The sequence below is a fragment of the Duganella qianjiadongensis genome, assembly GCF_009857915.1.
Lineage (GTDB): Bacteria > Pseudomonadota > Gammaproteobacteria > Burkholderiales > Burkholderiaceae_D > Rugamonas > Rugamonas qianjiadongensis.
The window spans coordinates 108,332-131,503 of the sequence record NZ_WWCM01000012.1; the positions used below are offsets into that span (position 1 = coordinate 108,332).

Genomic DNA, 23,172 nt, shown 5'->3' on the forward strand with positions numbered 1-23,172 from the left:
CTGTTTTCTACCGTTCGTCGCTTTTGCCTGCCATTCCTGTCCCTGCTTTTCTATAGTGGCGACACTATTCATAAGGGGGAACACCTATCATGCGTAAAGCGATTTCTCTGGCCGTACTGGCTGCCTGTGCTTCTCTGGCCGGCTGCGCCATCGTAGTGATACCGGATGACGGCGGCGGCACCCGTGTCAGCAGCGTGTTCGGCAGCTCCGGTGTGCAGGGCAATGGCCAGTCCGTGGTCGAGCAGCGTCCTGCCATCGATGCCGACAGCATCGACATCAATGGCCCGCTGCAGGTGGAAGTCAAGGTAGGCAATGCCGCCGGCCTGCAGGTCGAAGGCGACAGCAACCTGCTGCCTATGGTGCGTACCGATGCCAGCGGGGGTCTGTTGCGCGTCTGGGTCGACGGCAAGGTCAATAGCAGCAACGCACTGCGCGTGACCTACACCACGCCGGCGCTGCACCAGATCCAGAGCAATGGTTCCGGCCGTCTGGTGGTCACGGGGCTGAACGGCGGCGCGCTGACGCTGAGCCAGAACGGTTCGCGTCAGGTGCAGCTGGCCGGGCAGGTAAGCCGTCTGGAAGCGCGCCTGAACGGCTCCGGCAGCGTGACGGCGACTGCCCTGCAGAGCGGTAGCACCACGGCCAGCCTGCACGGCTCCGGCAAGCTCGATCTGGGCCGTGTCGATGGCGAACGTCTGGAACTCGATGTGCGCGGTTCCGGTGGTGTGCACGCCAATGGCATGGTGCGCAATATGAATGTGCGGGTATATGGTTCCGGCAGTGCCAGTCTGGCTGGCCTGCAAAGCCAGAGCGCCGAACTGGTGACCTATGGCTCGGGCAGCATTACGGCGGCGGTTAGCCAGTCGCTGGTGGCCTCGTCCAACGGCTCCGGCTACGTCACGGTGTACGGCAATCCGTCCCAGCGCAATATCAGCGGCCGCAATGTCACGCTGATGCAGTAAGCGCTCCCTGTGCCGCGCCGCGCTGCGCCAGCTGCTGGCGGAACGCGCGGTAGTCGGCGGCGCACTGGCGCGGTGCTTCCAGCATGGGCAGGTGGCCTATGCCGGCCATCATGATGCGGTGGTGGTCGGGGTAGAGCGCCGCCAGCGCGGCAGCGCCGGCCGGATGCAGGATGCGATCCTGCTCGCCCCAGACGATCAGCACCGGAGTGGCCAGCGTCCGGTACTGCTGTTCCAGCAGCGGCGAGGCGGCCACCTGCAGCATGATCTGCTGGTGCAGCGTGAAGTCGGCTGCAGCGCGGCGCGCCAGCGCCGTATGCACGGCATAGGGCAGGAAGAAGCGGCGGTGGCGCGAATACGCCAGCATCTGGGCAAAATCCGCTTGCGTGCGCACCAGCAGGGGCAGGGTGCCGTTGTCGCGGTAGCCGCGCAGCGCCTGCGAGTCCTGCGCGGCCGCTGTGCCGGCAGCATCGAGCAGCCACAGGCTGGCCACCCGCTCCGGATAGCGCGCGGCAAACTGCGCAACGATAAAACCGCCCATGGAATTACCGCCCAGATGAATTTTCTGCGGCGCATGGCGCTCCAGAAAACCCCGCAGATTTTCCACCTGATCGGCTATGCTGTAGCGCCCCTGCGGGTCGCGTCCCGCTTCGCCAAACCCGGGCAGGTCGGGCAGCAGCACGCGGTAGTGCGGCGTCAGATGCGCAGCAATGCGGGTGAAATTATCCTTGTCGGCGCCAAAGCCGTGCACCAGCACCAGTACCTCGCCCGAGCCGCCGGCCAGAAACGGCATGGCTTCGTGCGCGCCATGCCGGCGCAGGCCGCAGCGGGTCCGTTCCAGCGCCATGGCGGCGCGCGCCACGGGCAGCGGTGCAATCCGTTCCGCTGCCAGCAGCAGGAGCAGTAGTAACAGAATCAGCACGGGCAGCAGGCCCGCAAGGGACAGCACACTCATTCAATCAGCCTCTGGAAGATAGCCGCGCAGGCGCGGGCCGGGGATACGGCGTGGCAGCATTATGCCAGTTCGCCGTTCTGCAGTTTCTGGATCAGCGCCGGCAGCGGCATGGGCCTGGCGTACAGATAGCCCTGCATGCAGGCGCAGGCATTGGAGATGAGGAATTCGGCCTGTGCCAGCGTCTCCACCCCTTCCGCCACCACGCGCAGACCAAGATGGCTGGCCATGGCCAGTATGGACTGCACCAGCGCGGCGCTGCTGCTGTCGTCCGGCGTATCGATGATGAAGCTGCGGTCTATCTTGAGTTCGTACAGCGGCATTTTCTTCAGATAGGCCAGACTCGAATAGCCGGTGCCGAAATCGTCGATGGAGAAGCGCAGCCCCATGGCCGCCAGCTGGTGCATGCGGGCGATGGTCTCGTCCATCTTGTCGATCAGCAGGCCTTCCGTCACTTCCAGCACCAGCAGGTGGGCCGGTGCGCCAGTCTCGGCCAGCGTGCGCGCCACCAGATCGACGAAATTGGCCTGTCTGAACTGGCTCGGGCTGACATTCACCGACAGCGGCAGCGTATGTCCGGCTTCCTGCAGGCGCAGCACGGCATAGCAGGCCTGACGCAGCGCCCAGGTGCCGAGTGCGACGATCAGGCCCGATTCCTCCGCGACCGGAATGAAGATGTGGGGCGGGATCATGTCACCGTTTTCGACCGGCCAGCGCATCAGCAGTTCGCCGCCGATGGCGCGGCCGTTGCGGTCCACCTGTGCCTGCACATACATCTGCAGCGCGCCGCTATTGAGCGCGGCGCCCAGTTCGTGCTCGATGTTGAGGCGACGCTCGACGTCGGCCTGCATGGCCGCTTCGAAGAAGGCCACGCCGTTGCGGCCTGCCGCCTTGGCGCGGTACATGGCAGTATCGGCTTCGCGCAGCAGGTCGTGCGCAGTCTTGCCGGTGCTGGGCAGCATGGTGACGCCGATGCTGGCGGTGGAGTTGTATACCTGTCCTTCGATTTCCAGCTCTTCGCTCAGGGCCAGCCGGACTTTTTCTGCCACCGTCAGGGCGGCGTGGGTGGCCACCGGCAGGTCGTGCGCCAGATGGCCGAGCAGCACGACGAATTCGTCGCCGCCTATGCGGGCCACGGTATCAGCCTTGCGCATCAGCTGGCTCAGGCGCTCGGCTGCATTGCACAGCACCGTGTCGCCTATGGTGTGGCCGCGCGCATCGTTGATGGTCTTGAAGCGGTCCAGATCGATGAACATCACCGCGCTATAGGTGCCGCCACGGCGCGAGGCTGCCAGCAGCTTGTCCAGATTGTCCATCAGCATGCGGCGGTTGGGCAGGCCGGTGAGCACATCGTAGTAGGCCAGCTGGTGGATGTCGTCCTGTGATTTTTTGCGCTCGGTGATATCGCGTTCCACCGCTACCCAGTGGGTGTTCACGCCCGCTTCGTCGGTGAACGGCACCAGATCCGTTTCGACCCAGTAGGACTCGCCGGACTTGGTGTAGTTCAGCAGCTCGGCCCGCACCGGTTCGTTATGCGCCATGGCGACACTGATCTTGGCCAGCTCGGCTTCCTCCGTATCCGGCCCGCGCAGCAGGCGCAGGCTGCGTCCCATCACTTCATGGCGGCGGTAGCCGTTGCGCCGCTCGAACGCGTCGTTGACGAAGATGATGTGCTGGGTAGCGTCGGCAGCATCGCCCGGCTTGTCGACTTCGGCAATCAGGATCATGTCGTTCAGGCGCGATACCGCAACCGCCGTCAGGCGCAGTTCCGCGTTCAGCACCGACAGTTCGTTCTGGCGCTCCTGCAGCTGTTCGAAGGATTTGCCCAGATGGCGCAGCAGCACGGCGCAGGACAGCGTCAGCACCGCCGTCATGAACATGAAGTTGATCGAGATGATGGCGGCCTTGAGCAAGGCGTGGTTGGGAATGCCTTCGATCTGCAGCTTGGAGTTGGCATCGAAGCCCAGCACCATGACTACCGCGCCGGCCAGTGCCAGCGTGCCCAGCGCAGGGCGCAGGCCCAGCAGGAGGGCGGCCAGCACCGGTATTGCCATCAGGTAAATCTGGCTGACGGGGCCGACTTTCAGCAGCAGGGCGATGCCAACGATGAAGGCAATGGCGAGGAAATTCAGGACCCGGATAGTGTAGGCCAGACTATGCCAGCGCCAGATCAGCAGCAGCCAGGCGATGGCGCCGACATCGATGACTACGATAGACCACATGCCTTCGCTGACCGCCAGCAGTGCGCTGGGGATAGCGGTAATCGCTCCCAGCACCAGTACCACCAGGAGCAATCTGGAAAACACCTGCGCGCGCCAGTGCGCGATATCGTTCGGTACAGCCACCTATGCAGCCTCCGGATGTTGTTGCGGGTTGTGAGAAGATAGTACCCGCAAAGTCCGGAGCTGTCAGTAGAGCATTAATCCTTGGCGGAAACGCTTCCTATGCCGCTGACCGACTTGTTGACGGTTTTGGGCCGGCCGTAATAACCGAGTTCGCCCATGCCTTTGGCGATCACGTTGAGGGTGTCGCTGGCATACACATTGACAGCGCCTATGCCTTCGAAATTCACATCGACCCGTTTGGCCTGCAAGCCCTTGGTGTCGAGCTCGCCCACGCCCTTGGCATTGATGCGCAGGTAGTCGATTTTGCCGTTGGCGACCAGATGGCCGGCGCCCTGGAAACCGATATCGAGCCGCTCACCTTTGACGTTGTTGAGGATGGTCTCGCCGGCGCCCAGTACTTTCAGGCGGCTCAGTGCTGGCAAGGATATTTTTACCAGCGGGCTGTTTTTGCCGGCCTTGAAATCGCGATCGGGCGCGGTGATGCGCAGCTCCTTTTCCACCACTTCGGTGCGCAGGCCGGCGACGAATTTATCGTCGCCGCTGATCTGCAGCGACTGGCTATTGCCTACTTCAACGGTCATGGAGAAACCGCCCTCGGTGCTGATGGCGATGAACGGCGGCAGCTTGCGGCTTTCCTCGGCGGCGCCGGCATCCAGACTTAACAGCGCGACTGCAACAGCGATGAATAGACGCATACGCCCTCCCGATAAAATTACAAATTGTACAATGTTGTTAAGCTTTTAGGTGTTGCGCGGCAGCGACGTTTGCTGCTTTCGTTCACGCTTTGGGCGTTAACGCAAAAGGGCAGTGCGGACCCCCTGCGATTTTGATCAGGCAGACAAAATCGCAGGTGTCCGGACTGCCCCGGCGGCAAGAACTGGCCGCTTATTTGTTGCTCAGGCACTCTTTCATGAAGCCTTTGCGCTCATCGCCTTTCTTGCCGCTGGCGTCGGCGTTGCATTTCTTCATTTTGTCCTGCTGCGTCATTTTCGGCGCTTCGGCGGCTGGTTTTGCGCTCAGGCATTCTTTCATGAAGGCTTTGCGCTCGTCGCCTTTTTTGCCGGCAGCGTCGGCATTACAGGTTTTCATCTTGTTTTGCTGGGCCGTAGGCTCGGCCGCATAGACGGCGCCGCTCAGGGACAGGATCAGGCTGGCAACGAACAGTTTTTTCATATCTCTTCCTCGGTGTCGGATCGTGGTGGACGGGTCGCAGCTGCAACCACGGCTTAACTATAACGGAGTTGCGCCGCTGCGAACAGCCACCTGTTAGCGGGCGGCGTGATCGGGCCGGCCGCAGTAACGCTCCACGTACAGCTGATGCGCAGGCAGTTGCTGCACGGTGCGGTCCACCGACGCCTTGATGCTGCCGAGGAAGTGCGCCAGTTCTTCATCGCCCATCAGGTCGGCCGTCTGGTGGTGCGCAGCCGGCATGATGCCCTGTCCCAGCATGACCTGTATCCACGAGTTTTCGGCAAACAGTTCGTTGGGAATGCGAAATACCCGTCCGGTGGCGCGGAACAGTTCGATGCGGTGGCGCAGTCCGGCGGGTATGTCCATCTCGCGTGCATCGCGCCAGAACTGCGAGTCCTTACGCTGATTGACGTGGTAGTGCAGGATGATGAAGTCGCGGATATGTTCGATCTCGCTATTGCACTGGGCGTTGTATTCGGCCACATCGTAAGGGCTGATGCCGTCGGCCGGGAAGTTCTGCATCAGGCGGATCACGGCGCGCTGGATCAGGTGGATGGAAGTCGATTCGATCGGTTCGAGGAAGCCGCTGGACAGGCCGATGGCCACCACATTGCCCACCCAGGTATTGCGCCGCTGGCAGGGTTTGAACGGAATCACGCGCGGCGTGGTGAGCACTTCGCCCTCCACATTGCCCAGCAGCTGGCGCAGGGCGGCGTCGTCGTCCAGATAGCGGCTCGCATACACCAGACCATTGCCGACGCGGTGCTGCAGCGGTATGCGCCACTGCCAGCCGGCCTGATGGGCCATGGAGCGGGTGAGCGGAATGGCCGGACCCACCGAGGCCGTCTGCACGGCAATGGCGCGGTCGCAGAACAGCCATTGCGACCAGTCCTGCATGGGTTCCTGCATGGCTTCGCCGATCAGCAGGCCGCGGAAGCCGGTGCAATCGATGAACAGATCGCCTTCGATCTCCTGGCCCGATTCCAGCACGATGGAGCGGATGTCGCCGTTGTCCTCGTGGCGGGTGTAGCGCACGATCTTGCCTTCGATGCGCTGCACGCCGCGCGGTTCGCACAGGCGGCGCAGATAGCGCGCATAGCGTCCCGCATCGAGGTGGTAGGCGTAGTTCATGCCCTGATTGGGCAGATGGGCGAAGCGGTTTTCCTGCGAGGCCTTGAGCTCGAGGCAGTAGTCGCCGTAGTCGCCGGCCAGCCCGCGTTCCACGCCCTTGTGCCAGAAGTGCTGGAAGCCGGCCGTCCAGTGGTCGGTGCCGGTCATGCCGAAGGAGTGGATGTAGTCCTGTCTGACATTGCGCCAGCTTTCGAAGCCTATGCCCAGCTTGAAGGTAGCCTGCGTCTCGGCCATGAATTCCTGCTCGTTGATTTCCAGCAGATTGTGGAAGTTGATCAGGGTAGGAATGGTGGCTTCGCCCACGCCGACGGTGCCGATATCGTCCGATTCGACCAGCTTGATGTCCAGCCGCTTGCCCAGCACCTTGGCCAGACCGGCTGCCGCCATCCAGCCCGAGGTGCCGCCGCCGCAGATCACCACGCGGCGTACCGGCCGGTGCGCGCCGGCAGCAGGAGCAGAATTCATTGCAAAAGTAGATGCTTGCACGATGGTTCCTTAACGGTTCATTTTTTTCAGAATCTGGGCACGCAGCATGCGCGCACCTTCGTCGTCGAGCGGCGCCAGCACATTGCGCGCATGCTCAGGGATGTGGGCGGCGGTCTGCTGGTCCGCTTCGAAGATGTAGTGGCGGAAGATCTCCTGCCACGCCTTGCGCTGTTCCGGCGGCAGGTCGCGCAGGGTGAGGAAGGCCATCATCAGCGCATTGGTGGGCGTATCCATGTAGTCGGGCGACTGGCGCCACCAGTAGTTGACCAGCACATTGAAGGCGGCCAGCCCTTCCACGTGGTGCCACCACATGCTGGGGATGAAGATGGCGTCGCCCGCCTCCATTTCCGCTACCTGCGCATGTTCGAGCGCGGTGGCGAATTTCGGGTAACGTTCGAAATCGGGCTGGTGGAAGTCCACCAGCGAGATGGCCTGTCCGGCCGGGGTGAAATCGAGCGGGCCGATATACAGGTTCTGCAGCTGGTCGGGCGGGAACAGGGTGAAGCGGCGGCGCCCTGCAGCCACCACGGCGATATTGTCCGGCACATCGTAGTGGGCGGCGATGCGGGTGCGGTTGCCGATCCAGATGCTGACCAGCGGATCGCGCTGGCCCAGCGCCAGATCGTTGTGCTCGCGGAAGCCGGGCAAACAGGTATCGACCGTGGTGGAGCCCACATACACGGTGGGTGCCGGGTCCAGATGGCGCTTGGCTTCGATTTCGTCGAGCACGTTATTCAGCTTGGCGTGCACAGGGTAGAAATTGAAGCCGCTGGCATCGTCATTGTAGAAGAAGCGGCCGCCCGCTTCCGGCGGGCCCAGCATGGCGCCTACCGTGGCGCCACGGTAGAAGCTGCGCAGATAGGCGTCGGCCTCCTGCTCCGAACTGCGCGCCGCCTGCACCATGGGCCAGCTGCTGGCCAGCCCGCGCAGCAGCAGCGGTTCGGTCGACGTCAGGATGGCGTCATCGAGATCGTTGACGCCCAGCCCGCAGATTTCACGGATAGCCTTAGCCATGGCGGTAGTTCATGCGGTCGATCAGGCTGCGCAGATTGGACAGCGAAGCGAGCACCATGTAGATGGACTTCAGGTGGCCGCCCGCATGCAGCGTGGCCAGCGCGGCTGCATCGAGCGCCGCCAGCTTGTCTTCGTTGATGGTGTAGAAGCCCACCAGCCGGTTTTGCGAGCCGTTATCCAGTTCGATGTCGAGCACGAAGCTTTCCAGCAGGTCGTACTGCAGCAGGGCGGCGAGGAAGGCCGGCGTCTCCTGCAGTCCCTGATGGATGGCGGCCAGCAGGGAGTTGGTCTGTTCGAGGAAAGGCGTGCTGCCGCCGTGCGGCTTGAATACGGCTTCGCCTTCGCTGCGGCTGAGACGCGGGCTTTCGAGATCGATGTTGATCATCAGTTCATCGCCATTCACGCCGATCAGGAAAGGCTGGCGCTCCACCATCATGGGCAGATACATGGCCTGCCACTGCTCGCCTTCGAGGAACAGGTTGTCGCCCTCGGTAAAGCCGAACAGGGCCACCGGCTCGAAGCCCAGACCGTCGGTGGTCTTGCGGAACACGATGGGGTAGCAGGCCTGGACGTCGCGGAATTCGGCGGGGAAGGTCACGGCCAGCATCTGGTTGTCGCCGAATTCGGCGCCGCGCCGGGTGATGACGTGCAGGTCCTTGTGATCGATATTGTTCAGTAGTGCGTGCTTGGCCATGGTGATCTCGTGTCTCGTTGTGGTTGTCGTTCTGATGATACTGCTTGCTGCTTCAGATGTTCTGCAAGCCGTGCTGGCGGATATGCTCGAGCAGGCTGCGCATGTCCGGCAGCGCGCCCAGCATGCGCCGCGTCAGGCTGGCCGCTTCGCGGAAATAGCCGTCGGCCATGGCGGCCTCCTGCGCTGGCGCAGGACGGAACTGGCTGCGGAAGCCCATGCCGTACAGGATGTACTGGTAGCTGGCGGTAGGGAATACTTCCTCGATGCGGGGAAAATCGTTGCGGCTGGGGGCGCGATGCTGCCACAGGGTGAGCAGATCCTGCAGGCGCTGCGGCACGGTGCTCTGCTGGTCGCGCCAGTAGGCCGTGTCGCGCCGCTGGCTCAGCACATAGTGCAGCTTGAGGAAGTCGATCACGCGCTCCCAGCGATAGGTGAAAGTCTCGTTATAGCGTGCTGCCACGATGTCCATGGCGGCGCGGCTGGCAGGCAGTTCATCCGCCACCATGGCCGCGCCCATTTCCACCAGCGCCAGTGCGGACGCTTCCAGCGGTTCGATGAAGCCGGACGACAGGCCGATGGCCACGCAGTTGCGCTGCCAGAAGCGCTGGCGGTAGCCCGGTTCGTATTTGATCTGGCGCACAGGGCCCGCATCAGCCGGACCGCCGGTCGCGCGGATGTACTGGCGCAGCGCTGCTTCCGCCTCGTCGTCGCTGATGTAGGCACGCGCGTAGACGTGGCCCACGCCGCGCCGCGTGGGCAGGCCGATATCCCAGATCCAGCCGGCGTTCTGTGCGGAGGAAGTGGTCTGCGCCGCGATGGGCGTTGCGGCGCTGGCATACGGCACCTGTATTGCCAGCGCCGTGTCGTTGAACAGCACATGCTGCTGCGAGATCAGCGGCACCTGATAGTGCTTACCGAGCAGCAGCGACTGCATGCCGGTGCAGTCGATGAACAGATCGCCTTCCAGCACGCCGTTGCGCGCCGTCTGCAGGCTGGCGATGTCGCCATCAGCAGTGCTGTTAATCGCCAGCACGTGGTCGGCCAGATAGCGCACGCCCAGCTTGCGCGTGCAGTGCTCGCGCAGGAACAGGCCGAATTTGCCGGCATCGAGGTGATAGCCGTAGTTGGCCACGGCGGCAAATTCCGGCGTGACCGCCTGCTTGGGGGCGCGGCCCTGCACGCACAGGTGCGGCTGATAGCTCACCAGATCGGCAAACGGAATGTCGGCATGCTGTTGCTGCCAGTGGCGTGGCAGGTCCACTTCGCCCCAGCCTTGCGGCATCACGAAGGGGTGGAAATACACGTCGTCGGCACGGCCGTCGACCCAGCCATTGAAACGCGAGCCCTGTTTGAAGGAAGCGTCGCACTGGCGGAAGAATTCGGTTTCGCTGACACCGATGCGGCGCAGCGTGTCGCGCATGCTGGGCCAGGTGCCTTCGCCCACGCCGATGGCGGGAACGTCGGGCGATTCGATCAGGGTGATCTCGACCGGCGTGCCCTGTTGCGCCGCCGCGAGCAGGCCGGCCGTCAGCCAGCCGGCGGAACCGCCGCCCACAATCACGATACGTCGGATCATGCTGTTCGCCCTGTGTAGAAGTGATGGTCTGAAAGTCTAACCGAAAAGGGCCGCTGATACGTAGTGACTCAGCGGCCCTGTCCGGTCGGGAGTTACAGGTTCAAAGCAAGCTTAGAACTTGTAGCGTACGCCGACCATGTAGCGTGCACCTTGCTGCGTCACGCCTTCCAGCTGTTGCTGGGTGCGGCTGTGGGTGCGGGTGATGCTGTTGGTCAGATTGATGCCTTCGAACTGGAAGCTCAGCTTCTCGTTGTAGGCATAACCGACACTCAGGTCGACCTGGCCATATGGCTCGACGTATTGCGGGTTAGGACCGGAACCGTCGAAAGTCGAGGACAGGAACTCGCCGCGCCAGTTGTAAGCCAGACGCACGTTGAATTTCTTGTCTTCGTAGATACCCACCACGTTGGCCGAATTCGACAGACCCACCAGTGCGAACTGCTCGCCCACCGAAGCGTTGTTGTACTTCAGGCCAGAGTGCACATAGGTGTAGTTGGTCGATACGCCGAAGCCGCTGTTGCCGAACATGTGCTGCAGATTCACTTCCAGACCATTCAGGCTGGCCGCCTTCTGGTTGGAGAAGGAGGTGATCTGGAAGTTCGCCACCGGATCGCTAGGCTGGCCGGTGATGGTGCCGGTAGCGTTCTTGGTGATCGGATCATCGGCACCGCGTACCACGCCCGGCTGGCCGGCGAAGTTGCGGAAGATGTAGTTACGGATGCAGGTGGTATCGGCCGTGGCGCAACCGTTAGCCAGCGCCGCATTCCAGTACTTGCCGCCCACCGGCGTGTGCAGGTTGAACGGGGTGGCGTTGACCATGGACTGGCCCGCATAGTTCTCCAGATTCTTGCGGAAGTAGCCCAGCGAGAAGAAGTTTTGCTGGCCGTAGTACCACTCGTAGGACAGGTCCAGATTCTTCGACTTGACCGGTTTCAGCGCAGGGTTACCCGCGTTACCGGTACCGCCGTTGGCGCGGGCCAGCGAGTTCAGGGTAGTGCCGCCCTGGATCTGGTCCCAGCGCGGACGGCCTATGGTTTCGCCCAGGCTGAAGCGCAGTTTCTGGTCCGGCGTCAGCTCGATGTCGGAGTCGAAGCTAGGCAGCAGGTTGTGGTATTTGCCGGTCAGGGTGGTGAAAGTCGGATCGCCGAAAGTGATCGGGAATTCGTTCTGCGAGACCCAGGTAATGGCAGTCGCGGCCGGCACCAGTGCGGTCGAGACCACGTCGGTGGTTTCATAGCGCAGGCCGAGAGCGGTGCGGATAGGGAACTTGGTATCCCAGTCGGTATTGAACTGGAGGTAGCCGTTGTTGGACTTCTCTTCGGTACGGGCGTCGTTGTCGAAGGTATTCTTCGGCAGGTACAGCGCCGGCAGGCCGGAAGCGGTGGCAGCCAGCTGGCGTACCTGGGCGAAGTTGAAGGTGTAGAACTGGTTGAACAGGTTAGGGTTGCCGCTGCCATCGATCTTGTCGAAGTACTGGCGCACCGATTCCGGATGCCAGACGCTGCTCGGATAATCGGACGGCTTGGTAGCGCCGCCCCAGGTATCGCGCTGCTGGTTGGAGAAGGCGGAACGGTTGGATACTTTGGTGGCGCCGGCGCCGAATTTCAGCTCCGAAGCTTCCAGCACTTTCCACTGGCCTTTCACCTGGGTCTGATCGACGATGCCCTTCATGTACTGGTTGGTGAAGACCGAACCCGTCACCTGCTGGCCGTACTTGGTGAAGTCGGCGCCTTCGATGCTCAGCACAGGGAAGTCGTGGCTGAAGTCCACCGTGGTATTGCCGCGGCTGAAGCTGGCCGAACCCAGGGTGTTGCTCGAACCGAAGGGGCTATCGGCGCCCGATTCTGCCGTCGAGTGGTGGGTATCGAGTTCCAGCCGCAGGGTGTTGGTCGGTTTCCACACGGCGTTAAAGCCCAGCGATTTGTTCTGCGTCTTGGTGGCGAAATCGGCCGCACCCATGGCGATATCGCTGTTGGCCACGAACTCTTTGTACATCAGCGGGCTCGACACAGGACCCTTGGTCCACGAACTGGCCGAATCGCCGAAGTTGAACCAGGCCGAGACGTCGTTACGCTTGGTCTGGATCTTGTTTTCCGAGTAGGTGTAGTCGAGCGTGGTCACCAGCGTGTCGACCGGCTTGTATTGCAGGGTCAGCTGGGCGTTGGTGCGCTGGCGCTGTACGCCGTTGAAGTTGTAGTTCAGGTTCTGCGGCACCGAGTACAGATCGGTAGGACCCGGACGGTTGGTGATATTGGCCGCGCCCGGAGTGCCGGGCTGGGCGATGGTACCCCAGTTGTTTTCGTCGCCACGGAACGGGCCGCGCCAGCCGTTCGATACGGCGGCCGTGTTGTAGCCCAGATTGCGTTCCTGATAGCTGCCCGTCAGCGCCACGCCGAACTTGCCGTCGGCCGTGGTGTTGGAATAGATGCCCGAGACTTCAGGGGTGGTGGAACGGCTGGCTTTGACATCGCCCGGCAGATTGCCGTTGGTGCTGTCGTACACGCCTTTGGCGCCTATGCTGGCGTGCAGGCCCGGACGTTCGAACGGACGGGCCGTCATCACGTTGACGGTGGCGCCTATGCCGCCGGTAGGCGAATCGGCCCGGCCCGTTTTATATACCTGCAGCTGGGAGATGGCTTCCGACGCCAGATTGGCAAAGTCGTAGGCGCGGCCGTTCAGGTCGCCCAGATTCGAGGTCGGCATCTGGCGGCCGTTCAGCAGTACCAGATTGAAGTCGGGACCGACGCCGCGCACGGTGATTTTCGAGCCTTCGCCGATGGAGCGGTCGATCGATACGCCGGAGATACGCTGCAGCGATTCGGCCAGATTGGTGTCAGGGAATTTGCCGATGTCTTCGGCCACGATGCCGTCCACGATACCGTCCGAATTGCGCTTCAGGTTCATCGACGATTGCAGACTCTGGCGCAAGCCCGTGACGACCACGGTCTGCGGCTGGTCGGCCGCTTTCACGGCCTCCTGCGCATAGGCCGGAACGGCGCCCGCGCAAGCGCTGGCTACCGCCAGCGTCATTAACTTCAGTCGTGCCTTTGGATAATGCATGTTATCTCCTGTGTTTTTATTTTCCCACTTCCCCGAACGGCACTGGAAACCTTTCCACTCGCTGCCGTCGAATAGTATGATTGACGTGCTTTCTTGTCAATCGCCGCCCCGCCAATTGGCCCGTACAGCCCGGTTTGGTCGGGGTTTTGCTCCGGTTGTGTTGTAAAAAAATCGCTTAGGGCTGGTACACCCGCACGTACTCCACTTCCATCTGCTGCGGCAGGGCAGAGTCATCGACTTTGCCCCCTAGGTCGCCGCCTATGGCCAGATTCAGCAGCAGGTATTGCGGTGCGCTGAACGGCCATTTCCGGTAATCCCCGTCACCGGGGTTAATCAGTTGTATGTAATTGCGGTTGTCCACGCCTATCACCACGCGCTCGGCATTCCAGGTCAGCTGGTAGTTGTGGAAGGCGCTGCAGGCGTCGGCCACCGTCGTGCTGGTGGTGTTGGGTGTGCCGGCGGGCCAGTTCTGCGCCGCCGTGTAGATGCTGCCCAGAATCTGGCCGGGATTCTTGCCCACGTGTTCCATGATGTCGATCTCGCCATCGTCGGGCCAGCGGCCCTTGCTGCCCAGCATCCAGATGGCGGGCCAGGTACCTACGCCGCAGGGCAGCTTGGCGCGCACTTCGATGTAGCCGTAAGTCCAGCTGGCCAGACCGCGCGTAATCAGGCGGGCCGAGCTGTATTGCTGGCCGCCATAGTCGGCCATGGTGCTCAGTGCTTCCTTGCGCGCCGTGATGATCAGCTTGCCGTTTTCCACCCGGCTGTTTTCCAGCCGGCCCGCAGCGTAGTACTGCAGCTCGTGGTTGAACCAGCCGTTGCGGTTGAAGCCGGTGTCGTAAGCCCAATGGCTGGCGTCGGGCAGGCCGTCTTTGTCGAACTCGTCGGCCCAGACCAGCTTCCAGCCGTCCGGTTTGCCACCGGCCGGCAGAGCGGAGGATGGCGGCGTGACGGGGCTAGCGGCGGGCGTTGATGCCGCCACGCCGGCAGCGTTACCGCCACCACCGCAGGCACACAGCGCTACCAGAGCTGTCATTGTCGCTAGCCGTCTCATGTCTCCGCTTTCTGAGGTTTTTTCTCAATTTGGAAAGGTTTCCAATCGATGTGGCAAATATAGCACCGAAAGAATTTCAAAGTCAATTTGCAACGCCGCAAAGAAGCGCTGCGCAGGCGTTGACAGGCTAAATTAAGGCGTGCAACATGTGGGAACGTTTCCAAAATGAGACACTCAGGGACTTATAGGCGACTCTGCGATGCGAAAAATCTTCTTTCCGGCTTTGTTCTGCCTGCTTGCCGGCAGCGCCATGGCCCAGACCACGGCATGGCCGCACGGCGCCCGCGTGGCCGTCAGCCTGGGCTACGACGATACGCTGGATTCCCAGCTCGATGTGGCGTTGCCGGCGCTGCAGCGGCATGGCCTGAAAGCGAGCTTCTATCTGCAGCTTTCCAGTCCCGTGCTGGAGCGCCGGCTGGCGCAATGGCGGCTGGCGGCACAGCAGGGGCACGAACTGGGCAATCACAGCCTGTTCCACCAGTGCTCCGGCAGCCTGCCCGGCCACGCATGGGTGAGCGCAGCGCGCGATCTGGGCAGCATCACGGCAGCGCAGATGGCCGATCAGGTCCTGCTCGGCAATGCCATGCTGAACGCCATCGACGGCGCGACCGAACGCACTTACACCGTGCCCTGCGGCGACCATGTGGCGCGCGATGGCGACTATCTGGTCCGCATCGCGCCCGCTTTCGTCGGCATCAAGGCGGGCGGCGGCAGCGCCGTGACGGCGCGCAGCGCGCTGCGGCGCCATGCGGTGGCCGTGCTGGCGCCGGTGGGTCTGAGCGGCAGCGAACTGATCGCGCTGGTGCGCTCCGCCGCCGCCCAGGGCGATATGGTCAACCTGACTTTCCACGGCGTGGGCGGCGACTATCTGAGCACCTCGGCCGCCGCGCATGAAGAACTGCTGGCCTATCTGGCCAGCCACCGTGACGAGTACTGGACCGACACGTTCCGCAACATCATGCGCTATGTGCGCGCACAGGAGGATGCTGATGGCCACCATTAAAGACGTGGCGAAGCTGGCCGGAGTAGGTCTGGGCACGGCTTCGCGTGTGGTCAGCGGCAAGGGTTCGGTGTCGCCGGCCACGCTGGCGCGGGTGCGTGCCGCCATCGAAGAGCTGGGTTTCCGCCCCTCGCACGCGGCGCGCACGCTGCTGTCCGGTTCCAGCCAGATGATAGGCGTGTACATCCCTGTGCTGAGCGGCACTTTCTACACGCCCATCCTGCAGATCATCGACAATGAGCTGCGCGCGGCCGGCCTGCACATGGTGGTGGCCTTCGGCGCCGGTCTGGGCGACGCGCGCCAGCAGGCCGTGGAAGGCATCAGCTTTCTGGTCGAACGGGGTTGCGACGGCCTGATCCTGATGACCAATCTGCTGCAGGAAGAAGACGTGGCAGCGCTGGAAACCATGCACAGGCGCATGGTGGTGCTCAACCACAGTTTTGCCAGTATTGCTGCGCAGTGCTTCACGGTCGACCATGCGCAGGGCGGGGCGCTGGCCGCGCGCACCCTGCTCGATCTGGGCCACCGCGAGATCGCCATCGTGGCCGGCCCGTCGCGCCTGCCCGACAGCGTGCTGCGGGTGCAGGCCTTCGGCGCCACGCTGGCCGAAGCGGGCATCGATGTGGCCAGCCTGTGGCAGACCGAGCGCGATTTTTCACCGGCCGGCGGCTGGTCGGCGGCGCGCGAACTGATGGCGTCCGGCCATCCGTGCACAGCGCTGTTCTGTGCCAACGATGAAATGGCGGTGGGCGCGCTATCGTATTTTCAGGAGGCCGGCATCCGCGTGCCGCAGCAGCTGTCGGTGCTCGGCTACGACGACACGCCGAGCGCAGAATTTTCCGCACCGCGCCTGAGTACGGTGCACATGCCATGGCGCGAAATGACGCAGAACGGACTCAATGCCCTGCTCAATAGCTGCTACGATCTGCAGCGTCCGGTGACGCGCGACTACCCCGTCAGCATGACCCTGCGCGCCTCGCTGGCAGCACGCTGAGGGCGGTAGATATACCGCTTGCATACCAGTGATTCTGGACATTATTTCATCACTAAAAAACGTGTTTATTTTGTACGGGAAATACTTACGCTAGTTGTTTATTTGCCGCATGTTCAACAGTTTCCGGGCGGCGTATGCGGGAAACCATAGACGGGCCGAAACCATGTCTATACATTCACTTCTAGCCACTCACAAAGATGGCAGTTGCCGCAGTCGCATATAACCATAAATCCGGAAGAGCTCAGACATGAAAAAAAATTTCCCATTCGCAGCGCTGCTGCTATCGGCCAGCCCCTACGTGTTAGCCCAGGCCACCGCGGTGGCCCAGACTGCCGCAGTGCAACCGGCGGCGGATGCCACGCCGGATGACATCCAGAAAGTGGTGATTGTCTCGACCGGTAGCCGTGGCGCCCAGCGCACCATGGTGGATACGCCTGTGCCTATCGATATCATCGGTGCGCGCGATCTGAGCAAGACGGGGCAGGCCACGCTCGATAAATCGCTGCAGTTCCGCGTGCCCTCGTTTAACACGGTGCAGACCCCTGTCAATGACGCCACCTCGCTGCTCGATCCTTACGAAATCCGTAACATGGGTCCTAGCCGCGTGCTGATTCTGATTAACGGCAAGCGCAAGAATTCCAGCGCGCTGATCTATACCCAGACGTCGCCGGGCCGCGGCGAAAGCGGTGCCGACATTTCCGCCATTCCGCCGGATGCGATCAAGCGCATCGAAGTGCTGCGTGACGGTGCGTCCGCCCAGTACGGCTCGGATGCGATTGCCGGCGTGGTCAACATCATCCTGAAAGACAACGCCGAAGGCGGTTCCGTCACGGCCCGCACCGGCATCACCCACGAGAGCGACGGCAAGATGGGTGGCCTGAGCCTGAATCAGGGCCTGCCGCTCGGTGACCGCGGCTTCGTCAACTACACGCTCGACGTTTCGAAAATCAATCTGTCTAACCGTCCCGGCGTGGTCAATGCCAAAGGCGAAGCAGGCGACTTCGGCGCCGACCTGAATACCCAGGTGCTGCCTTTCCTGACGGCCCATCCGGACGCCGGCAACATCAACGGTTCGCCTGCCACCCGCGCCGCCAAGGCTGAAGTCAACACCAGCTACGACCTCAGCGACACCACCAAGATTTACGGCAACGCTGCCTACGTCAACAAGCGCATCAATTCCTTCGCCAACTACCGTACCCCGTACTGGCGTCCGACCGACTACGGCCTGCTGCATGCTGCCGGTACGCCTTACGTCGGCTATGTGCCGACCTTCATCGGTACGCTCGACGACTACAACGCCACCGGCGGCACCAAGTTCATGCTGGGCGACTGGAATGCCGATGTCAGCCTGACTTACGGCGGCAACAAACAGAACTATCAGGTCACCAATTCGGTTAACCGCGGCATGCAGGAAGACTATCTGGCGCACAAGATCAGCACCCCGTCGCCGACCAGCTTCGATGCCGGTGGCGTGCAGTTCAGCCACTGGGTACTGAACGGCGACGTGTCGCGGCAGATGAGCTCGGACGTCAGCGTGTATGCCGGTACCGAACTGCGTCATGAGCACTATGAAACCATCGCCGGCGATCTGGGTTCGACCTATGGCAGCGGCGCCGATTCCTACGCCGGTAACTCGGTGCAGAACTCCTTCCCGTCGTCGCGCTCCAACTACGGCGCGTATGCCGGCGCCACCTGGGATATCAGCCCGGCCTTCCTGATCGACGGCACCGGCCGCTACGAGAAGTACACCGACTTCGGCAGCGCCTTCGTGTGGAAAACCTCGACCCGCTACAAAATCAGCGACCAGCTGACCCTGCGTGCTTCGGCGTCGACCGGCTTCCGCGCACCGTCGCTGGCCCAGATCTACACCCAGAAAGCCCAGTACTCGTTCGTGGCCGGTGGCGGCATTCAGGTGTCGGGTCTGGTCAACAACGTCTCGTCGGCCGCCGCGGCACTGCAAGTGCCCAAGCTGAAAGCGGAAAAGTCGGACAACATCACGCTGGGTCTGGGCTTCAAGCCGGATAGCAACACCAGCATCACGCTCGACTACTACAACATCAAGGTCAAGGACCGCATCGTCCTGAGCACGGAAATCACCCCGACCGGCGTGGCCACCAATCCGCTTGACGTGCAGCTGGGCAAAGCCGGCATCGTGTCGGCCAGCTTCTTCGTCAATGCGCTGACCAGCCGTACCGAAGGGATCGATTACGTGGCTTCGCGTAAGAACATTCCTTTCGCCGACGGCAAGCTGACCCTGAACCTGTCCGGTAACTACTCGCTGAAAAACGAGCGTGAAGGGGAAGTCAACAACCCTGCGCTGATCGCTGCAGCGGGCCAGTCGGTACTCAACGCCACCACGGAAGCGCTGATGTTCACCTCGCGTCCGAAGTTCAAAACCATTCTGGGCGCAGACTGGGACTACAAGCAGTTCAACTTCTCGCTGAACAACACCGTGTTCGGTCCTACCCACTTCCGCAATGCCGGTATGGACAACAATCTGGAAGTGGCGTTCAAGACCAAGACGGTAACCGACTTCGCGCTGAACTATGCACTGACCCAGAACACCACGCTGTCGTTCAACGTCAACAATATGTTCAACGTCACGCCTAGCTGGCACTTCAATGCCCGCAATGCGCAAGGTCAGGCTCTGCTCGACAGCAAAGCCATCGATCCGGCCTACGGCCTGACGCCGGTGGAAGTGCAGCGCAATCTGGTGACCTTCAACGGCCGCTACTCGATGGTGACCTACGATGGCTCGCAGTTCAGCCAGCTGGGCCGTACCTTCGCCGCTTCGCTCAACTACCGCTTCTAAGCGTTCGCTATAATGAGGGCCGCCGGCTGGTAGCAGCCGGCGGCTTTTTTTATGGAGTGTCGCTATGGTTTCCCTACAAGATCAATTGCTCAAAGCTGGTCTGGTCAACAAGACCAAGGTCAAGCTGGCCAACCAGGACAAGAGCAAGCAGCAGAAAGAACAGCGCCGCAGCGGCGTGCAGAGCGTGGATGAAGCCAAGCTGGCCGCGCAGGAAGCCCAGCGGCAGCAGGCTGAACGGGCCCGTGCGCTGAATGCCGAGCGCGATGCTGCCGCCCAGCAGAAAGCCATCTACGCCCAGATCGTGCAGATGGTGCAGCAGAACCGCCAGCCGGCCGGCAAGGGCGATATCGCCTATCACTACACCTTCCAGAACAAGATCGAGCGGCTGTATGTGTCGCCCGAAGTGCAGGGGCACCTGATCGCCGGACGGCTGGTGATCGTGGTGCTGAACGGCGCCACCGAGCTGGTGCCGCGGGTCATCGCCGACAAGATTGCCGAACGCGATGCCGCGCTGGTGGTGCGCGTCAAGCAGAGCAGCAACGTGGTCGATGAAGATGACCCGTACGCAGCCTTCCAGATTCCCGATGACCTGATGTGGTAAGCGGTTTCAGGGCGCGGGCGGCGCCGCTGGCGCCGATATAGTGGGCCAGTCTGGCTTGCTTGCGCGCTCGGGCAGCCGGATCTTGCAATTGCCGCTTGGAAACTGGGTGCAAATTAACTATACTAATGCAATCTACTCGCGACAGCGGCCCCATCCTCGCCGTTCTTCTGTCCGACAAGCGTACACCTGGCGTCCCTTTCGGCGGCGCAGGCAGTTCATCTCTTTGTCTTGTGCCGGCCCCTGCATTGCCCGGTTCGCGGCCAACTACCTATGTTTGCATCTGGAGTTCTTATGTTGAGTCGGTTTTCTATCCGGCAGCGTTTAATCGCCGTTATGGCGATGTTGGGCATACTCACCGCGTTGTTGGGGGGCATGAGTGTTATTGGTCTGCATACGGTCAATAGCGACCTGCGTGAAGTCAATACCAACGCCATGCCCTCGGCTCTGGCCATCGACAAGGCGCAGATCAATCTGCTGCGTGCCCGTCTGTCGCTGGACCGGGTGAGCATGCATATCGATGCGGCCGATACGGAAAAGACGATGCAGCGGGCCGAGGATTTCATCAAGCAGTCCGATGCGGCATGGGCCGAATATCTGGCTTTGCCAGCCGACGCGGAGGAACAGGCGCTGGCCGCGGAAATGACGCGGCGCCGCCATGCTTTCCTGAATCAGGGCCTGCAGCCGCTGTTGCAGGCGCTGCGTGCCGGCGAGCGGGAAAAAGCCGACCAGCTGATCATGACGGTGAATATCGGGCTGTTTTCCGCGCTGCAGGATAGTGCCGCGGTGCTGACGGATTTCCAGTCGCGTAGCAGCAGCCGCGCGTTTGCTGACAGCCAGCAGAATTTCCGTACCCAGCTGTGGCTGACGGGCGGCATCGGTGCATTGGCCCTGCTGATGATGGTGCTAGGCTCTTATTCTTTGCTGCAGTCCGTGATGGGGCCGGTGCACAGCCTGATGCAGCATTTCCGCCGCATCGCCGAAGGCGATCTGTCGGCCCATATCAGCGTGCGGGGACAGGACGAAATGAGCGCACTCATGCGCGGACTGGAAAGCATGCAGGAAAAACTGGCACTGACGGTGCGCGAAGTGCGCGACGGCGCCAGCGCTATCTCGGTCGCATCGAGCGAAATCGCCGCGGGCAATCTCGATCTGTCGCGCCGCACGGAAAATCAGGCCGCCAATATCGAGGAAACGGCTTCCTCGCTGGAACAGCTGACGGCGACCGTCCAGCACAATGCGGAAAATGCCCAGCAGTCGAGCACGCTGGCACGCGAGGCAGCCGTGGTGGCCGAGCGGGGCGGCCAGATTGTCGGGCAGGTGGTGAGCACCATGGATGAAATCCGCGCCTCTTCGACCCGCATTGCCGACATTATCGGGGTGATCGACGGCATTGCCTTCCAGACCAATATTCTGGCCTTAAATGCGGCCGTGGAAGCTGCCCGCGCCGGCGAGCAGGGCCGCGGCTTTGCCGTGGTGGCGACGGAAGTGCGCAGTCTGGCCCATCGCAGCGCGGAAGCCGCCAAGGATATCAAGGCGCTGATCACGGCCTCGGTGCAGCGGGTCGATGCGGGTAGCGTACTGGTGGATGAAGCGGGCAACACCATGGTGCAGATTGTGCACGGCATCCAGCAGGTGGCTGCGAATATGCAGGAAATCAGTGCGGCCGGACGCGAGCAGGAAGCCGGCATCGAGCAGATTAACCACGCGGTGGGCGATCTCGATGCCCTGACCCAGCAGAATGCGGCGCTGGTCGAGCAGGCAGCCGCCGCTTCGCAAGCCATGCATGAACAGGCCGAACGGCTGGCAAGCGCTGTTGCTGCCTTCCGGCTTGATAACAGTGCTCCGCTTGCGGCGCGCCGTAGTCAGCCGGTCCGGACGTTGCTGCCCGCCTGATCGGGCAGACCGGTGGTTGAGCCGGTCTGCTTAATCGAAATATAATGGGAGCCATTTCCTCACTGGTTCCCCTATGATGTCCTTGCCGATGCGCCGGATTGCGGTGCTGATCCCCTGCTATAACGAAGCGGCCACCATCACCGCCACGGTACAGGCATTCCGCCGCAGCCTGCCGCAGGCGCAGGTGTATGTGTTCGACAATAACTCGCACGACGATACGGCGGCCATTGCCCGCGCGGCAGGGGCGGTGGTGCGCCATGTGTCGGAGCAGGGCAAGGGCAGCGTGGTGCGGCGCATGTTTGCCGATATCGAGGCCGATGCCTATGTGATGGTCGATGGTGACCACACCTATGACGCGCAGGTGGCGCCGCAACTGGTGCAGCAGCTGTTCGAGCAGGGGCTGGACATGCTGGTGGGCAGCCGGGTGAGCGAGGAGCAGGCGGCCTATCGCTTCGGCCACCGCTTCGGCAATGCTTTGCTGACGGGCGTGGTGACGGCGCTGTTCGGACGCAGCTTCACCGACATCCTGTCCGGCTACCGGGTGTTCTCGCGCCGCTATGTGAAGTCGTTTGCGGCCCATTCCACCGGCTTTGAAATCGAAACGGAACTGACTGTGCACGCGCTGGAATTGCGCATGCCGGTGGCCGAAGTGGCCACCCGCTACGGCGCCCGGCCGGAAGGCTCGTTCAGCAAACTCAATACCTACCGCGACGGCTGGCGCATACTCGGCACCATTGCGCGCCTGTTCAAATCGGAAAAGCCGCTGGCCTTCTATACGCTGGCAGCGGGCGCCTGTGCGCTGCTGTCGCTGGCACTGGCATGGCCGCTGGTGCTGACCTATCTGCAGACCGGGCTGGTGCCGCGCTTGCCGACGGCCGTGCTGTGCTCCGCCATCATGCTGTTCGGCGTGATGCTGCTGGTATGCGGCATTGTGCTCGATGCCGTGACCAAGGCCCGGATCGAACAGAAACGCTTTGCCTATCTGGCCGTACCGCTGGCCATGCTGCATGCGTAGCAGCCTGCAGCAACTGCTGCGCTTCGCCTTGAACGGCGTGCTGGGCTGCGCCGTCGATGTGGCCGTGCTGTATCTGGCAATGCTGGCGGGAGCGAACTTCTATGCAGGACGGGGGCTGTCCTTCCTGTCTGCTGTGTGGGTGACCTGGCAGCTCAACCGGCGCTACACGTTTGCTGCCAGCGGCAGCAGCGCATGGCAGGAGTGGTGGCGCTACCTGACCGCGATGCTGGGCGGCGGGGCGGTCAATTATGGCGTCTCCAGCCTGCTGAACTATGCGCTGCCCTACCACTTCTGGTTGCCCGCGCTGGCCGTGGCGGTGGGCTCGCTGGCCGGCATGTCGGTGAATTTCATCGCGGCGCGCTTGTTCATCTTCACCAAAAATCATCAGGAGTAGT

At 62.3% G+C, this 23,172-nt stretch carries 18 protein-coding genes; 8 read left to right on the forward strand and 10 right to left on the reverse strand.

Annotation, left to right across the window (positions count from 1 at the left end):
• Positions 1–89: 89 nt before the first annotated feature.
• Entirely contained in the window at positions 90–962 is an 873-nt protein-coding gene (locus tag GTP27_RS16880; RefSeq protein ID WP_161040334.1) for a GIN domain-containing protein, read from the forward strand.
• On the opposite strand, the gene GTP27_RS16885 is transcribed toward GTP27_RS16880, so the two are convergent.
• The 10 genes from GTP27_RS16885 to GTP27_RS16930 all read right to left on the reverse strand — a co-directional run bounded on the left by GTP27_RS16885 (position 946) and on the right by GTP27_RS16930 (position 14,444).
• Positions 946–1,914 carry an alpha/beta fold hydrolase gene (locus GTP27_RS16885; protein WP_161040335.1) on the reverse strand — a complete coding sequence of 323 codons (969 nt, stop codon included), beginning with the start codon at positions 1,912–1,914 and terminating at the stop codon, positions 946–948. The two genes, GTP27_RS16880 and GTP27_RS16885, sit on opposite strands and share 17 nt — an antisense overlap.
• A 59-nt stretch (positions 1,915–1,973) precedes the next feature.
• Positions 1,974–4,256, reverse strand: coding sequence for a putative bifunctional diguanylate cyclase/phosphodiesterase (locus GTP27_RS16890; RefSeq protein WP_161040336.1), 2,283 nt, complete (start codon positions 4,254–4,256; stop codon positions 1,974–1,976).
• A gap of 74 nt (positions 4,257–4,330) precedes the next feature.
• Complete coding sequence (locus GTP27_RS16895; RefSeq protein ID WP_161040337.1) at positions 4,331–4,951, reverse strand: GIN domain-containing protein; 621 nt, start codon at positions 4,949–4,951, stop codon at positions 4,331–4,333.
• Between the two features lie 190 nt (positions 4,952–5,141).
• Positions 5,142–5,429: a PsiF family protein gene (locus GTP27_RS16900; RefSeq protein ID WP_161040338.1), complete on the reverse strand. Its 288-nt coding sequence runs from the start codon at positions 5,427–5,429 to the stop codon at positions 5,142–5,144.
• A gap of 93 nt (positions 5,430–5,522) precedes the next feature.
• Positions 5,523–7,064 (reverse strand): tryptophan halogenase family protein, encoded by a 1,542-nt coding sequence (locus tag GTP27_RS16905; protein ID WP_371865943.1) that lies wholly within the window; start codon positions 7,062–7,064, stop codon positions 5,523–5,525.
• 9 nt (positions 7,065–7,073) lie between these two features.
• Entirely contained in the window at positions 7,074–8,078 is a 1,005-nt protein-coding gene (locus GTP27_RS16910; protein WP_161040339.1) for a cupin-like domain-containing protein, read from the reverse strand.
• Complete coding sequence (locus GTP27_RS16915; protein ID WP_161040340.1) at positions 8,071–8,772, reverse strand: SapC family protein; 702 nt, start codon at positions 8,770–8,772, stop codon at positions 8,071–8,073. The genes GTP27_RS16910 and GTP27_RS16915 overlap by 8 nt, the downstream gene beginning before the upstream one ends.
• A gap of 52 nt (positions 8,773–8,824) precedes the next feature.
• Positions 8,825–10,348: a tryptophan halogenase family protein gene (locus GTP27_RS16920; RefSeq protein ID WP_161040341.1), complete on the reverse strand. Its 1,524-nt coding sequence runs from the start codon at positions 10,346–10,348 to the stop codon at positions 8,825–8,827.
• A gap of 111 nt (positions 10,349–10,459) precedes the next feature.
• Positions 10,460–13,408 (reverse strand): TonB-dependent receptor, encoded by a 2,949-nt coding sequence (locus tag GTP27_RS16925; RefSeq protein ID WP_161040342.1) that lies wholly within the window; start codon positions 13,406–13,408, stop codon positions 10,460–10,462.
• 175 nt (positions 13,409–13,583) lie between these two features.
• A complete protein-coding gene (locus GTP27_RS16930; RefSeq protein WP_202416870.1) occupies positions 13,584–14,444 on the reverse strand; it encodes a glycoside hydrolase family 16 protein in 861 nt (286 codons plus the stop codon).
• A 217-nt stretch (positions 14,445–14,661) separates the two neighbouring features.
• Here GTP27_RS16930 and GTP27_RS16935 point away from each other — a divergent pair, with 217 nt between their 5' ends.
• The 7 genes from GTP27_RS16935 (at position 14,662) to GTP27_RS16965 (ending at position 23,171) form a co-directional block, all read left to right on the forward strand.
• Positions 14,662–15,465, forward strand: coding sequence for a polysaccharide deacetylase family protein (locus GTP27_RS16935; RefSeq protein WP_161040344.1), 804 nt, complete (start codon positions 14,662–14,664; stop codon positions 15,463–15,465).
• A complete protein-coding gene (locus tag GTP27_RS16940) occupies positions 15,452–16,456 on the forward strand; it encodes a LacI family DNA-binding transcriptional regulator (RefSeq protein WP_161040345.1) in 1,005 nt (334 codons plus the stop codon). The genes GTP27_RS16935 and GTP27_RS16940 overlap by 14 nt, the downstream gene beginning before the upstream one ends.
• Positions 16,457–16,703: 247 nt before the next feature.
• Positions 16,704–19,268, forward strand: a complete 2,565-nt coding sequence (locus GTP27_RS16945; protein ID WP_161040346.1) for a TonB-dependent receptor plug domain-containing protein — start codon at positions 16,704–16,706, stop codon at positions 19,266–19,268.
• Between the two features lie 64 nt (positions 19,269–19,332).
• Positions 19,333–19,869, forward strand: coding sequence for a DUF2058 domain-containing protein (locus GTP27_RS16950; RefSeq protein ID WP_161040347.1), 537 nt, complete (start codon positions 19,333–19,335; stop codon positions 19,867–19,869).
• A gap of 291 nt (positions 19,870–20,160) precedes the next feature.
• The gene (locus tag GTP27_RS24070; RefSeq protein WP_161040348.1) at positions 20,161–21,762 is read left to right on the forward strand and encodes a methyl-accepting chemotaxis protein; all 1,602 of its coding nucleotides are present in this window, start codon (positions 20,161–20,163) and stop codon (positions 21,760–21,762) included.
• A 76-nt stretch (positions 21,763–21,838) separates the two neighbouring features.
• Positions 21,839–22,777 carry a glycosyltransferase family 2 protein gene (locus tag GTP27_RS16960; RefSeq protein WP_202416882.1) on the forward strand — a complete coding sequence of 313 codons (939 nt, stop codon included), beginning with the start codon at positions 21,839–21,841 and terminating at the stop codon, positions 22,775–22,777.
• On the forward strand, positions 22,770–23,171 hold the full coding sequence (locus GTP27_RS16965) for a GtrA family protein (protein ID WP_161040349.1): 402 nt from the start codon (positions 22,770–22,772) through the stop codon (positions 23,169–23,171). Before GTP27_RS16960 ends, GTP27_RS16965 begins: the two co-directional genes overlap by 8 nt.
• Position 23,172 lies beyond the last annotated feature (1 nt).

Excerpts from the sequence above, each read along its gene's own strand:
- GTP27_RS16965 (WP_161040349.1), top strand. The coding sequence starts at position 22,770 with ATGCGTAGCAGCCTGCAGCAACTGCTGCGCTTCGCCTTGAACGGCGTG.
- GTP27_RS16945 (WP_161040346.1), top strand. The coding sequence starts at position 16,704 with ATGAAAAAAAATTTCCCATTCGCAGCGCTGCTGCTATCGGCCAGCCCC.
- GTP27_RS16885 (WP_161040335.1), bottom strand. The coding sequence starts at position 1,914 with ATGAGTGTGCTGTCCCTTGCGGGCCTGCTGCCCGTGCTGATTCTGTTA.
- GTP27_RS16895 (WP_161040337.1), bottom strand. The coding sequence starts at position 4,951 with ATGCGTCTATTCATCGCTGTTGCAGTCGCGCTGTTAAGTCTGGATGCC.
- GTP27_RS16935 (WP_161040344.1), top strand. The coding sequence starts at position 14,662 with ATGCGAAAAATCTTCTTTCCGGCTTTGTTCTGCCTGCTTGCCGGCAGC.
- GTP27_RS16925 (WP_161040342.1), bottom strand. The coding sequence starts at position 13,408 with ATGCATTATCCAAAGGCACGACTGAAGTTAATGACGCTGGCGGTAGCC.
- GTP27_RS16930 (WP_202416870.1), bottom strand. The coding sequence starts at position 14,444 with ATGACAGCTCTGGTAGCGCTGTGTGCCTGCGGTGGTGGCGGTAACGCT.
- GTP27_RS16940 (WP_161040345.1), top strand. The coding sequence starts at position 15,452 with ATGGCCACCATTAAAGACGTGGCGAAGCTGGCCGGAGTAGGTCTGGGC.
- GTP27_RS16920 (WP_161040341.1), bottom strand. The coding sequence starts at position 10,348 with ATGATCCGACGTATCGTGATTGTGGGCGGCGGTTCCGCCGGCTGGCTG.
- GTP27_RS16950 (WP_161040347.1), top strand. The coding sequence starts at position 19,333 with ATGGTTTCCCTACAAGATCAATTGCTCAAAGCTGGTCTGGTCAACAAG.
- GTP27_RS16900 (WP_161040338.1), bottom strand. The coding sequence starts at position 5,429 with ATGAAAAAACTGTTCGTTGCCAGCCTGATCCTGTCCCTGAGCGGCGCC.
- GTP27_RS16880 (WP_161040334.1), top strand. The coding sequence starts at position 90 with ATGCGTAAAGCGATTTCTCTGGCCGTACTGGCTGCCTGTGCTTCTCTG.
- GTP27_RS16915 (WP_161040340.1), bottom strand. The coding sequence starts at position 8,772 with ATGGCCAAGCACGCACTACTGAACAATATCGATCACAAGGACCTGCAC.
- GTP27_RS16910 (WP_161040339.1), bottom strand. The coding sequence starts at position 8,078 with ATGGCTAAGGCTATCCGTGAAATCTGCGGGCTGGGCGTCAACGATCTC.
- GTP27_RS16960 (WP_202416882.1), top strand. The coding sequence starts at position 21,839 with ATGTCCTTGCCGATGCGCCGGATTGCGGTGCTGATCCCCTGCTATAAC.
- GTP27_RS24070 (WP_161040348.1), top strand. The coding sequence starts at position 20,161 with ATGTTGAGTCGGTTTTCTATCCGGCAGCGTTTAATCGCCGTTATGGCG.